Source organism: Pseudoclavibacter sp. JAI123 (genome assembly GCF_013409665.1).
Classification (GTDB): domain Bacteria; phylum Actinomycetota; class Actinomycetes; order Actinomycetales; family Microbacteriaceae; genus Pseudoclavibacter.
In genome coordinates this window covers 2,032,590-2,044,653 of sequence record NZ_JACCCM010000001.1, presented here as the reverse complement: position 1 = coordinate 2,044,653, position 12,064 = coordinate 2,032,590, and the positions used below count along the sequence as shown (strand labels likewise).

Here is a 12,064-nt window from a genome sequence, read left to right as displayed (position 1 = left end):
TTAGTCTCCGCGCGCAGTCAGTGCGAGGCGGTTCGGGTGTGAAGTGTGCTCAAGTGTAGACGCGGCGCGGTCGACGCATGGTTGGGCGACTGCCCAATGAAAACGCTGGATGTCAGGCCCGCGGCCAAGCGTCCGCGAGAGCCTGCCTGGTCTCTCCGAGGAGCGATGGGAACGCCTTCGTCTTGGCGATGATCGGGAAGAAGTTGGCGTCGAACTGCCACCGCGGCACGATGTGCTGGTGCAGATGGCCGGCGATCCCAGCCCCGGCCAGTCGGCCCTGGTTCATGCCGATGTTGAAGCCGTCCACGTTCGAGACCTCACGCAGCACGCGCATCGCGGTCTGCGTGAGGTGTGCGATCTCGAGCACCTCGTCCTCCGTGGCCTCGTCGTACATCGCGACGTGGCGGTACGGGCAGACGAGCAGGTGGCCGGAGTTGTACGGGTACAGGTTCATGACCACGAACGCGTGCTCGCCCCTGGCCACGATGAGCGACTTCTCGTCGTCCATCGTGGGCCCGACGCAGAACGGGCAGGCGTCCGCGGCCGGGTCCTGCCCGTCCTGGATGTACGCCATCCGGTGCGGCGTCCAGAGCCGCTGGAACGAGTCGGGCACCCCGGCGAAGTCGGTAGAGCGCTCGATCTCGAGACCATCCAGCTCGCCGTCCGGGAACCCGAGGGCGCTCATGCCAGGTCTTCTGCCGTGTTCACGAGCAGGTGCTCGTCGACAGCCCCGCGGACGAGACGGATCGCGTCCTCGATCGGGACGCCGTTGCGCTGCGTGCCGTCACGGAATCGGAAGGAGACCGTCTTGGCGGCGCGGTCGTCCTCGCCGGCGATGAGCTGGAACGGCACCTTCGCCTTGGTGTGGTTGCGGATCTTCTTGGGCATGCGGTCATCTGAGGCGTCGAGCTCCGCGCGGACGCCGTGTGAACGCAGCTCGTTGACGATGCCCTGCAGGTAGTCCCCGTACTGCTCGGCGACAGGGATGGCGACGAGCTGGACCGGGGAGAGCCAGACCGGGAACGCACCGGCGTAGTGCTCGACGAGCACGCCGAAGAAGCGCTCGATGGACCCGAACAGCGCTCGGTGGATCATGACGGGCCGCTGACGCGTGCCGTCGGGGGCCGCGTACTCCATGTCGAAGAGCTCGGGGAGATTGAAGTCGAGCTGGATGGTCGACATCTGCCAGGTGCGACCGATGGCGTCGCGGGCCTGCACCGAGATCTTGGGCCCGTAGAAGGCCGCTCCGCCCGGATCTGGGACCAGGTCGAGCCCCGACGCCGTCGCGACCTCCTCGAGCGTGCGAGTCGCTTCCTCCCAGGTCGCGTCGTCTCCGACGAACTTCTCCGGGTTCTTCGTCGACAGCTCGAGGTAGAAGTCGTCGAGGCCGTAGTCCTTGAGGAGCGAGAGCACGAATTCAAGCGTCCTCGACAGCTCGTCACGCATCTGCTCACGCGTGCAGTAGATGTGCGCATCGTCCTGCGTGAAGCCGCGGGCACGGGTCAAGCCGTGCACGACCCCGGACTTCTCCATGCGGTAGACGGTGCCGAACTCGAACATGCGCAACGGCAGCTCGCGGTACGAGTGCGCGCCCTGGTTGTAGATCAGGTTGTGCATGGGGCAGTTCATGGGCTTCAGGTAGTAGTCCTGTCCCTGCTTCGTGACGTTGCCCGCCTCGTCGACCTCCTCGTCGATGCGCATCGGCGGGTACATTCCGTCGCGGTACCAGTCGAGGTGGCCCGAGATCTCGTAGAGGCGCCCCTTCGTGATGTGCGGGGTAGAGACGAAGCTGTAGCCCTCCTGCACGTGGCGCTTCCGGGAGTGCTCCTCCATCTCGAGCTTGATGATGCCGCCCTTGGGGTGGAACACCGGAAGCCCGGAGCCGAGCTCGTCCGGGAAGCTGAACAGGTCGAGCTCGCGGCCGAGGCGACGGTGGTCGCGCTTCATGGCCTCCTCGATGCGCTCCTTGTAGGCGCGCAGCTCGTCCTTCGTCGGCCACGCGGTGCCGTAGATGCGCTGCAGCTGAGGGTTCTTCTCTGATCCGCGCCAGTAGGCGGCGGCGGAGCGGAGGATGGCGAAGCCGTTGCTGAGCATGCGAGTCGACGGCACGTGCGGGCCTCGGCAGAGGTCCTTCCAGCAGACCTCGCCGGTCTTCGGGTCGACGTTGTCGTAGATCGTCAGCTCACCGGCCCCGACCTCTACGGACTCGTTGTCCGCGTTCGCGCCGGACCCCTTGATGCTGATGAGCTCGAGCTTGTACGGCTCGTTCGCGAGTTCCGCTCGCGCCTCGTGGTCGGTGACGACGCGTCGCACGAAGCGCTGGCCCTGACGCTGGATGCGCTGGGCTTCCTTCTCGATGGCCTTGAGGTCCTCCGGCGTGAACGGGGTCTCGACGTCGAAGTCGTAGTAGAAGCCGTCGGTGATGGGGGGACCGATACCGAGCTTGGCGTCCGGGTTGATCTTCTGCACGGCCTGCGCGATGACGTGCGCGGCGGAGTGGCGGAGGATGCTCAGCCCCTCTTCGCTGTCGATCGTGACCGGCTCTGCGACTGCGCCCTCCGGTACCTCGCGGGCGAGGTCCACGAGCTCCCCGTCCAGCTTCATCGCGACGACGGAGCGGTCGGTGAAGAGCTCGAATCCGGTGGTCGTCGCGCCGCCGGCATCGCTCTGGCGGGGTTCGGTCTCGAGGTCAACGGGATCGCTGGTCACGATGCTCCTTGTCGTTAGGCATGAACAAGCGACCACTTTATCGCGGCACGGCCTCGCGCAGAGCACCGGTCGGCGCGCAGAGGACGATCTCCGCTACTTCGCGGGACGGTCCCCCTTGGCGGTGAAGCTGCCGATGTCCTCTGGCTCGTCCGAACCCGGCGCTGATGCCGTGCGCCCCTTCGAGTTCCCCGCAGGCTCCTTGCTCTCACCACGCTCGGAGCTCTTGGTCTCAGATGCAGACGTGCCGTCCCTGCCGAGCGTGTCCACGAGGCTGTTCAGGGCGAGGAGCGCGAGCCGGATCTTCTGGTGGTGTCGCCCATCCGTCTTCACGTCGAGCTTCTCGGCGAGCTTCACCGCCTGCTCCTTGATGACGCTCTCGCGACCCGTGACGACCTTCTTGAGCCCCGTGTGCACGGCCTGCACGCGCGCTCCCGAGTTCGCGGAGTCGCGCACTCGACCGCCCCTCGGCTCGCCCGTGTTCGCACCTGCGCTGCTGCCTGTCGAAGACATGGTTCCTCCAAGTGCGCCGCTCGGCGCGATCCGTGATGGGAACAAGATACGCCGGGTCGAGATACATCGCGTGTGAAGACGCTGGGTGACGCGACGCGTGCAGATACACAGCCAACAGGGCGGCACATCCGGCTAGCCTGAAGTCAGCGATCGGCGGACTGCCTTTGGCGAACGAACAACCGAAGGTTGCCGACCGAGGGGATCCTCACATCACGACTTCATCTTCTGCGCTCCCCCAGGCCTCAGGCCCGCTTCAGGGTCTCGGTCGCGTCCGAACCACGAAGCCCCGCACACCGGGAGCGAAGTCCGTCACGCAGAGCTACAGCGCAGTGTCGAAGGTCATCCGTGAGATGGGCCTCCTCAAGCGCACTCGCTGGTTCTACGGAATGCTGGCTGCCGGCCTCATCGTCGCCCTGGGTGGCGCGATCACCGGCTTCATCCTGCTCGGCGACAGCTGGTTCCAGCTGCTCATCGCCGCGGCGCTCGGCATCATCTTCACGCAGTTCGCGTTCATCGCGCACGAGGCCTCGCACCGACAGGTGCTCGAGTCCGGCCCGGGCAACGACCGCCTCGGTCGCTTCCTCGCGGCGGGCGTCGTCGGCATGAGCTACAGCTGGTGGATGACGAAGCACACGAAGCACCACGTGAACCCGAACAAAATGGGCAAAGACCCTGACATCGACTTCGACACGATCTCGTTCACCGAGGAAGACGCCCGGAAGCAGACCGGTCTCCTCGCACTGATCACGCGCAAGCAGGGCTACCTCTTCTTCCCGCTGCTCACCTTCGAGGGCTACAACCTCCACTTCCGCTCGATCAAGTCGCTCTTCACGCGACAGCCGATCAAGGGTCGCTGGGTCGAGTTCACCATGATCGCAGTGCGCTTCGCGATCTACTTCGGCGCCATCTTCTGGCTCCTGCCCGTCGGCATGGCCTTCGCGTTCGTCGCCGTGCAGATGGCCGTCTTCGGCGTCTACATGGGCGCCTCCTTCGCGCCGAATCACAAGGGCATGCCGATCATCCCGGCAGACGTCAAGATGGACTTCTTCAGCAAGCAGGTGCTCACGTCCCGCAATGTCAGCGGTGGCTGGTGGGCCAGCGCGCTCATGGGCGGTCTCAACTACCAAGTCGAGCACCACCTCTTCCCAAGCATGCCGCGTCCGCACCTCGCTCGAGCTCGCGAGATCATCCGCGAGCACTGCCAGAACCTCGAGGTGCCGTACACCGAGACGACGCTCATCAAGTCGTACGGCATCGTGATCGAGTACCTGAACCGCGTCGGCCTGCAGGCACGCGATCCGTTCGACTGCCCGCTCGTCAATCAGTTCCGTCGCGTGTGACCTGACCCCACACGTGCTCGAAGGCCCATCCGGATCATCCGGGTGGGCCTTCTTCGTGTCCCTCCCAGGTCACTCGCCGACATCTATTCGTAAATCTACGAATAGGGGCGTATGCTCGAGTCATGAGCATCCACTTCCAAGCACAGATGCCTTCCGGCTGGAAGGCCACGAGCGCCATCCGCACCATGCGCTTCCCGGGCGGCGAGGTCTCCCTCGTCGTGCCCGACTCCCTTGAGGAGGTGCCGGCCTACGCCACCGTGACCGGTGCTGACCCGTCGGACCTCGTTACCCTCGGGATGTGGGCCGACTACACCCACGGGCTCGGGCACCGCGCCGTCGCCCTCCTCCCGTACCTGCCCGCGGCCCGGGCCGACCGCGGCGTGCCGTTCGGCGCGAGGGTCTACGCCGACCTCATCAACAGCTTCCGGCTCGACCAGGTGATCGTCTTCGACCCTCACTCCCGAGTCGCGCCCGCGCTGATCGACAACGTCAAGGTGATCGGCTCCGCACCGTACATCCGTCGTGCCACGATCGGTCGTGTCGGCGACACCCACGACTTCACGGGCGTCATCGCGCCGGACGCGGGCGCCGTCACCCGTGCGCAGGCTGCGGCCGACGCGTTGCACCTTCCGCTCTTCCGTGCACAGAAGCACCGCGACTTCGCCACGGGCAGACTTTCCGGCTTCAGCTGCGAGCAGCTGCCGGAGCACGGACGACTGCTTGTGGTCGACGACATCTGCGACGGCGGCGGCACGTTCAGAGGACTTGCAGAGGCGACGGGCCTGAATCGCGAGCGGCTCTCCCTCTTCGTGAGCCACGGCGTGTTCTCCGGTGAGGCGCCTGCCCTGCGCCAGCACTTCGCCGAGATCATCACCACCGATTCGCACCCCGGTTCCGCTCGCGAAGGCGTGGCGACCAAGGTGCTCTCGATTCGCAACATCCTTGCCCCTTTCGTCGAGCGCTGAGCAGCGCGACGACGACCTCCACCTCGCCACCAGAAAGGCACGACCATGAACTTCACGGCAATCGCTCCCCTCTTCCAGACGGACGCGTACAAGCTCGGCCACCTGCAGCAGTACGGACTCGCGGGGAACGTCACGGGCGTCTACTCCAACTACACGAACCGCGGATCTCGCATCGCGGACATCGGGGCCGTCGTGCACTTCGGGCTCCAGGCGTTCCTCGAGCGCTACACGGACTCCTTCCGGGTGTTCTTCGACGCCGAGGAGGACGAGGTCTGCGCGGCCTACGAGGCGCGACTCGCGCGCATCCTCGGCCCGAACACGATCGGGAGCGCGCACATCCGCGCACTGCACCGGCTCGGGTTCCTGCCCCTGCGGTTCTGCGCGGTCCCAGAAGGCACGGCGGTGCCGCTGCGCATCCCGAGCTTCACGATCGAGAACACGCACCCCGACTTCTTCTGGCTGACGAACTACGTCGAGACGGTCCTGAGCGCGGAGATCTGGCAGGCCTCGACGACGGCGACGCTCGCCAGGGCCATGCGAGAGACGCTCGAGGTCGCGGCCGCCAGGACGGGCACGCCGCCCGCAGCCGTCGACTGGCAGGGACACGACTTCTCCTACCGTGGCATGTCCTCCAACGAGACTGCGGCGATGAGCGGCGCCGCGCACCTGCTCAGCTTCACGGGAACCGACTCTCTCGTCTCCATCGACTGGATCGAGCGCCGCTACGGCGGCGAGTTCGTCGCGGGGAGCGTGCCTGCGACCGAGCACTCCGTGATGTGCGCCGGCATCGCCACGGTCGGCGAGCGCGAGCTGTTCGAGCGACTCCTCCACCTGTACCCGAACGGCATCGTCTCCGTGGTCTCCGACACGTTCGACCTCTGGCGCGTCCTCACCGAGTACCTGCCCGCCCTCAAGCAGGAGGTGCTCGCGCGCGACGGCAAGCTCGTCATTCGGCCGGATTCAGGCGACCCCGTCGACATCCTCTGCGGTATCGAGGACGAGGGCCATGGCGTCAGCACGGCCGAGCGGAAGGGGGTCATCGAGCTCCTCTGGGACACGTTCGGCGGCACCGTGAACGCCGCGGGCTTCCGGGAGCTCGACCCGCACATCGGCGCCATCTACGGCGACTCCATCACCCGCGAGCGGGCTGTGCGCATCACCGAGCGACTCGCGGCGAAGGGCTTCGCGTCTGGAAACGTCGTCTTCGGCATGGGAAGCTTCGGGTACCAGTACCAGACCAGGGACACGTTCATGTCCGCGATCAAGGCGACGTGGATCCGAGTCGATGGTCGCGGCGTCGACATCCGGAAGGACCCAGTGACCGACAGCGGAACGAAGAAGAGCGCGACGGGGCGACTCGCCGTCGTCCGAGACGCAGACGCTCGGATGCGCCTCATCGAGCGCGCCACGCCCGCGGAGGAGGCCGAGTCCCTCCTGCAGACCGTGTGGGAGGACGGGGCGTTCGTTCGCCGTCAGACGTTCTCCGACATTCGCGCGGTGCTGGCCGCGCAGACGGTGCTGCGTTGAGCGAAGCGTACGATCAGCCGCTCGTCGCGATGGATGCACTGCCCGTGCGCTATCGCGACGAGCGGCTGGAGTTCGGTCTGGCGGTGCGACAGTACGACCCGCATGCGGGCGTCGAGGCCCTTCCGGGGGTGCTCCTGCTTGCGGGCGAGCACGGGCCGGTCCCAGTGCTGCGTGCCATGCGCACGAAAGCCGGTATCCCGGAGCCCGAGGTGCGGTTTACCCGCCAGCTCGGCTGGTTCGACGGCACCATGCGCGACCCACGCAGTGCGACGATCTCCCTCGCGAGTCTCGTGTTCCTCGAACCGGGTGCCCGGGCCGGTGAACTGGTCTGGCATCCGCTCGACGACGCGCTGCGCCTGCCCTTCGACCACACGGTGATCGTAGAGGCGGCGCGTGTGAGGCTCGGTGAGATCCTCTGGCGGGACTGGGAGGTCACGCGAGCGCTGCTCGGCGAGAAGTTCACCTCCGGCACCGCCCTCGCGCTCGGTGCAGCGCTGGAATCGGAGCCGTACGATCGCCCGAACTTCCGACGCTGGCTCGAGGGAACCGGTGTCGTGCGGGTCACCACCGACACGACGGGCGTCAAGCTCAGGGGCCGCACGACCGTGTGGGAGTGGAGCGACTGAGTCATGCCCCGGAAAAACCGGGCACCTTGCAGGTTCACACACGAAGAGAGGATTGGGCTCTTGGCCGAGATGCCGCACATCGCAGAGGCCTGGGAGACGATCGAGCGCGTCCTGCGCCGTCACGTCCCTGCCGTCGCTGACACGTTGCGTCCCGGCGCAGACGACGCTTCGCTTGACCAGCTTGCAGGCGCAGTCGGTGACCTGCCAGACGAGCTGGTGGCGAGCCTGCGCATTCATGACGGGCAGGACAACCCGACGCAGCTCCTCGACCTCTTCGACTATCTGACATTCCTGAGCATCGAGGCAATGCTCGAAGATCACCGCGTGCGGTCCGAAGCGCTCGGCGACGATGTGGGCTCGACGGAGTATTCGTGGATGGCTCCGGATCGGGTGCGAGCGATTCCGAACAGCAGCGGCTGGCTCCGCTTCACGGATTCTGACGGGACGGGTCACGCCGTGGACCTCGATCCGCTCCCCGCAGGCCAACGTGGGCAGGTCATCTGGCTGCCGATCGACGGACCGACTCCTGCTCCGATCGCAGTCTCCTACGGGGCCTGGTTGACGAGTCTGGCCCGCCGCCTCGACGACGGGGAATTCACCGTCGATGGCGAACTCGGCGTTCTCCGACTCGAACGGGACCTCACGGCGTGAGCGCTCGGCGATCCCGGCCGCCGTTGTGGGCCCTCGCCTGACTCCGTTCGAAGACCCAGACGGCCTTCGTGTCCGGGAACCAGGGCGTCCCGTCCTCCTCGAGGACAGTCCAGCCCGCGAGGTGCTGTCGATACCCGGGCTGGATCCACGCCTCCCTGTGCAGGAGCGACAGCTCCGGGTCCATGGCCAGAACCGCGTGTGGGAGTTCGTCGAGCTCGAACTGGCAGTACTGCTCCTGGGCCTCTCTCGGCAGCGACCCCTCACCCCAGCTGACCGTGAGGAGCGCCTCCGTGACAGCACGCGCTGTCGCCATGAACGTGTGGGGGCCGCGTGCGGTGAAGTCCGCGAGCTCGGGCACTGGGACCTGCTCCCGGTAGGCGCCGAGCAGATCGTCCCCATCCCGTCCCGGGGTGACGAGCGTCAGCGGCCGGTCCGGGTTGCTCGGCATGACGAAGTCGCGGATGATCAGCACCCCGTCGGGGGCGAGCGCCGTCCCGATGACGGCGAGGTTCGCCAGCGCAGCCTGTCGACCGTGCTCTGGTCCCCGCGGGTTGTACGAGGCGATCTCGTGCAGCACCGAGCTCATGACGATGCCGTCGAGGTCGCGCAACCCGAGTTCCGAAAGCTGCTCGGCGGTCCCTGACCGCACCGTGATGCCGGGGATAGCACGCAAGTGGGCGACCGCGTCGGCGGAGTCGTCGAGCGCTATGACGTCGTCGACGTCAGGAAGTGCTGCGATCCTGGCCGCCAGCTCTCCCCCGCCGGCGCCGATGTCGAGAATGCGTCCACCTCGGAGCCAGTGGGTGAGCTCGGTCTTCTCGTCGACGGCGGCCGCCATGCGCCGGAAGTAGCGTTCCTCGAGTCTCGAGCGCTGACTGCCTGCGGCTGCGGAGCCTGTCGTATCCCTCGCGGACGTCATGGTGAGGATCCTCCGCTTGTTCGGCAGTGACGGCGGACACGAAGAAGGCCCCTGAAATTCAGGGGCCTTCTTCTCAATGGTGGGCGATACTGGGATCGAACCAGTGACCTCTTCCGTGTCAGGGAAGCGCGCTACCGCTGCGCCAATCGCCCATTGCGAGGTGACGACGGGATTCGAACCCGTGTGGACGGCTTTGCAGGCCGCTGCCTCGCCTCTCGGCCACGTCACCGTGTTGTGGGTTGAAACCCGTGCAAACCCCGTTTGGTGTTTACCACCAGACTGAGTCACACTCGAGCGGATGACGAGATTCGAACTCGCGACCCTCACCTTGGCAAGGTGATGCGCTACCACTGCGCCACATCCGCATCGCGCTTGTCTCGGGAACTTCCGTTCCGGCTTGACCAGCGCGAGAATGACTCTATAGGAACTCGAGCCGCGATACAAAATCCACCGGTGTAATTCGCCGAAAGTCCTGGTCAGAACGGCAAGCCGCGGCGGGCGTCTTGGGTCTCCTGCACGAGGGGCTGGTGCGAACAGTCGCCGGAGGGTGCCGTTCGAGGTGCTGCAGGCACGCCCGCAGTCCCGGGGCGTGCTCGACCGACTCGTGCACCTGGACGACACGGCGACACGGTTCGGCACTTCAATGCCGCGTGCTCATCCCCCGCCGGATTCTGTGGCATGATTAGTCCTCGTCGCGGGTGATTGGCGCAGCTGGTAGCGCGCTTCCTTCACACGGAAGAGGTCGTGGGTTCGAGTCCCGCATCACCCACCGCGAGAAACCCCCGGTCAGGAGACATGTCTTTCCCTGGTCCGGGGGTTTCTGCTCCCATCTGGGCGCAAAAGCCGGTCAGATGCCGGTGGAGCCACCGCGGCCACCTCTCCCAGGTCCAACGTCCGCACAGTCGCGGCGACCGGTTGGCGAGGTCGTCAGTGCTGAGTGCGCAGGTCGAGAACGCGTGCAGGGCAGGGTTCAGCTCGGCGCAGCTCACACCTCCGGCGCCATGGTCGAGGAGGCCAGAGAGGGCGGCGCCGAGGCCTCCTGCGTCCGGCTGGATCCAGCCGGCTCGTGTATCGAGTGGTCATGTCCCAGCTACGCGGGTGCTGTCGGATGCCGACGACGGGATGCGCCCCCACCCACGCATCACCTGGGATGCGTGGGTGGGGCGTACCGGATCAGGTCCAGGAGATGCGGATGAGTCCGGCGTTCAGCCCGGCCGTGCCGGTCCCGACGAGGGTCGTTGCGACTCCAGCGCCGCCGGTGTATGACGAGCCGCCTCCGCCGCCCGTCGTGTACGTGTTCACGAAGCCACTCGCGGTGTGACGCGCGATCGCGCCGCCGCCACCGCCTCCGCCGGCGTACCCGCCGCCGCCACCACCGGTGACACCCTGGATCGCACCCGACATCATGAGGAATCCGGCTCCGCCGTTGCCACCACCATTGGATCCCGTTCCGAAGTTTCCGCCCGCGCCGCCGGTGACCGGCGAAACGGCGGTGAACTCTGTCGTGAAGTTGTTGTAGGCGAGTCCTGCGCCGCCGGCGCCGCCAGCACCGGCATTTGCTGCCCTGCCAGGCTGTCCACCAGCGACGTTCGTTCGGGTGAGGGTCGTTCCCTCGTAGAAGTTGGCGGTGCGCCCGCGCCCGTTCCCGGGGGTGGGGCCACCATTGGAGTTGCCGTACGGCACGCCGTTCAAAGAGGTTGTCACCTCGCCATACCCACCCCAGGTGGGGCCAGACGGGTTGCCGTTGGCGTTGAACGTCGCGGTTCCGCCGGCTCCACCGGCGACGACGTACGGGGTCGTGCCGATGAGGATGGCGGAGCCACCGCCGCCTGCTGAGCTGCCTCGTGCGCTGGGCTGAGTGGAGCCGCCCGCGCCGTAGCCTGCGCCGCCGACGGCGCCGACCGTGGTGCTGGACGAGAAACCGCCGTTTGCGCCGACGACCAGGCGCAGCGTCACGCCCCGGCCCGCCAGGGTGAGCGTTCCCTGGATCCGCCCGGCGGCTGCACCCGCTGCTCCGCCGCCGACGACCTCGAAGGTGACGGATGAGACGCATTGCGGGAGCGTCAGGTCGTAGACGCCGGGCGCGTAGATCTCGTTCCCGGGTGCCCCGCAGGACGCCGAAGCAGACGGGGTGGCCGTGGCGACGGCGATGACCGGGATCGACCAGGCGGCTCCGTTCACGAGCGAGCGCCGCGAGACTCCGACATTGGCATGTTCGTTGTTCGTCACGAGTGGCATGTCCTCCAGGAGATTCCCCATCACGGGGGCGACCAGATGTTGGCCGCGGAGCGTCGTCGGTTCACTGTTCGAGAGGTCACGAAGGCCCGACGGTGGTGAACACTCGCCGATCCTCGGCGACAACGACAACAGGCTATGCGGGGGCCAGAAACGGCAGGCCTTGCCGACCGCGATACGCGATATCCGGGCCATTTCCCGCGATCGGCCACGCCGCCCACGCGCAAAGGCGACCCCGCCGCTCGGCGGAGGCGTCTCGGTTCACGGGCGCCCCTGCAGTCCCCGGGTAGGAGACGTGCCAGCTCGTCCGAGCCTGCAGGGCAGGCACGTCCCTTCTCCCTTCTCCGCAGCGTCGCTGACCGCGCATTTCTCGCCCTCGTCCCCACCACGGCGACGGGAAGAGTTGCGATGCCCGCGGCGTCGCGACGTCGGGTGCCGTCCAGATCGCACACAACACCCCACTCGCTGCTGCTGGGATCGGTGGCGCAGACTCTTGGGAAGCGGACCAGCGTGGGGCGTTCGCCGACGACCCGATGAACCTGGCCGCGCTCGAGGGCCACGCCAACTCGGCGAAGGGCATGC

At 66.9% G+C, this 12,064-nt stretch carries 10 protein-coding genes and 4 tRNA genes; 6 read left to right on the top strand and 8 right to left on the bottom strand.

Features of this window, described 5'->3' with window-relative positions; all coding sequences use genetic code 11:
- Positions 1-112: 112 nt before the first annotated feature.
- From HDC34_RS09575 to HDC34_RS09565, 3 genes are all read right to left on the bottom strand, one after another.
- On the bottom strand, positions 113-685 hold the full coding sequence (locus tag HDC34_RS09575; protein ID WP_179556690.1) for an HIT domain-containing protein: 573 nt from the start codon (positions 683-685) through the stop codon (positions 113-115).
- Complete coding sequence (gene thrS, locus HDC34_RS09570) at positions 682-2,604, bottom strand: threonine--tRNA ligase (RefSeq protein ID WP_179557146.1); 1,923 nt, start codon at positions 2,602-2,604, stop codon at positions 682-684. Before thrS ends, HDC34_RS09575 begins: the two co-directional genes overlap by 4 nt.
- 198 nt (positions 2,605-2,802) lie before the next feature.
- Positions 2,803-3,219, bottom strand: a complete 417-nt coding sequence (locus HDC34_RS09565) for a hypothetical protein (RefSeq protein WP_179556689.1) — start codon at positions 3,217-3,219, stop codon at positions 2,803-2,805.
- 329 nt (positions 3,220-3,548) lie between these two features.
- Between HDC34_RS09565 and HDC34_RS09560 the strand changes: the two genes are divergently transcribed.
- The 5 genes from HDC34_RS09560 (at position 3,549) to HDC34_RS09540 (ending at position 8,328) form a co-directional block, all read left to right on the top strand.
- Complete coding sequence (locus HDC34_RS09560; protein ID WP_258068132.1) at positions 3,549-4,559, top strand: acyl-CoA desaturase; 1,011 nt, start codon at positions 3,549-3,551, stop codon at positions 4,557-4,559.
- A 122-nt stretch (positions 4,560-4,681) separates the two neighbouring features.
- Entirely contained in the window at positions 4,682-5,524 is an 843-nt protein-coding gene (locus tag HDC34_RS09555) for a phosphoribosyltransferase family protein (protein ID WP_179556688.1), read from the top strand.
- Positions 5,525-5,569: 45 nt separating this feature from the next.
- Entirely contained in the window at positions 5,570-7,051 is a 1,482-nt protein-coding gene (locus HDC34_RS09550) for a nicotinate phosphoribosyltransferase (RefSeq protein ID WP_179556687.1), read from the top strand.
- Positions 7,048-7,677, top strand: coding sequence for an NUDIX hydrolase (locus tag HDC34_RS09545; protein WP_179556686.1), 630 nt, complete (start codon positions 7,048-7,050; stop codon positions 7,675-7,677). Before HDC34_RS09550 ends, HDC34_RS09545 begins: the two co-directional genes overlap by 4 nt.
- A 69-nt stretch (positions 7,678-7,746) precedes the next feature.
- On the top strand, positions 7,747-8,328 hold the full coding sequence (locus tag HDC34_RS09540; protein WP_179557145.1) for an SMI1/KNR4 family protein: 582 nt from the start codon (positions 7,747-7,749) through the stop codon (positions 8,326-8,328).
- Here HDC34_RS09540 and HDC34_RS09535 read toward each other — a convergent pair.
- The 4 genes from HDC34_RS09535 to HDC34_RS09520 form a co-directional block, all read right to left on the bottom strand.
- Positions 8,318-9,247, bottom strand: a complete 930-nt coding sequence (locus tag HDC34_RS09535) for a hypothetical protein (RefSeq protein WP_179556685.1) — start codon at positions 9,245-9,247, stop codon at positions 8,318-8,320. The two genes, HDC34_RS09540 and HDC34_RS09535, sit on opposite strands and share 11 nt — an antisense overlap.
- Before the next feature lie 77 nt (positions 9,248-9,324).
- Positions 9,325-9,399 (bottom strand) — tRNA-Val (locus HDC34_RS09530).
- A 6-nt stretch (positions 9,400-9,405) separates the two neighbouring features.
- A tRNA-Cys gene (locus HDC34_RS09525) sits at positions 9,406-9,476 on the bottom strand.
- A 64-nt stretch (positions 9,477-9,540) separates the two neighbouring features.
- Positions 9,541-9,612, bottom strand: a tRNA-Gly gene (locus HDC34_RS09520).
- Positions 9,613-9,943: 331 nt separating this feature from the next.
- On the opposite strand from HDC34_RS09520, the gene HDC34_RS09515 reads away from it, so the two are divergent.
- Positions 9,944-10,016: transfer RNA gene (locus tag HDC34_RS09515), tRNA-Val, on the top strand.
- A 404-nt stretch (positions 10,017-10,420) separates the two neighbouring features.
- On the opposite strand, the gene HDC34_RS09510 is transcribed toward HDC34_RS09515, so the two are convergent.
- Positions 10,421-11,476 carry a hypothetical protein gene (locus HDC34_RS09510; protein WP_179556684.1) on the bottom strand — a complete coding sequence of 352 codons (1,056 nt, stop codon included), beginning with the start codon at positions 11,474-11,476 and terminating at the stop codon, positions 10,421-10,423.
- Positions 11,477-12,064 lie beyond the last annotated feature (588 nt).

Excerpts from the sequence above, each read along its gene's own strand:
- HDC34_RS09555 (WP_179556688.1), top strand. The coding sequence starts at position 4,682 with ATGAGCATCCACTTCCAAGCACAGATGCCTTCCGGCTGGAAGGCCACG.
- HDC34_RS09540 (WP_179557145.1), top strand. The coding sequence starts at position 7,747 with ATGCCGCACATCGCAGAGGCCTGGGAGACGATCGAGCGCGTCCTGCGC.
- HDC34_RS09550 (WP_179556687.1), top strand. The coding sequence starts at position 5,570 with ATGAACTTCACGGCAATCGCTCCCCTCTTCCAGACGGACGCGTACAAG.
- HDC34_RS09565 (WP_179556689.1), bottom strand. The coding sequence starts at position 3,219 with ATGTCTTCGACAGGCAGCAGCGCAGGTGCGAACACGGGCGAGCCGAGG.
- HDC34_RS09575 (WP_179556690.1), bottom strand. The coding sequence starts at position 685 with ATGAGCGCCCTCGGGTTCCCGGACGGCGAGCTGGATGGTCTCGAGATC.
- HDC34_RS09535 (WP_179556685.1), bottom strand. The coding sequence starts at position 9,247 with ATGACGTCCGCGAGGGATACGACAGGCTCCGCAGCCGCAGGCAGTCAG.
- thrS (WP_179557146.1), bottom strand. The coding sequence starts at position 2,604 with ATGAAGCTGGACGGGGAGCTCGTGGACCTCGCCCGCGAGGTACCGGAG.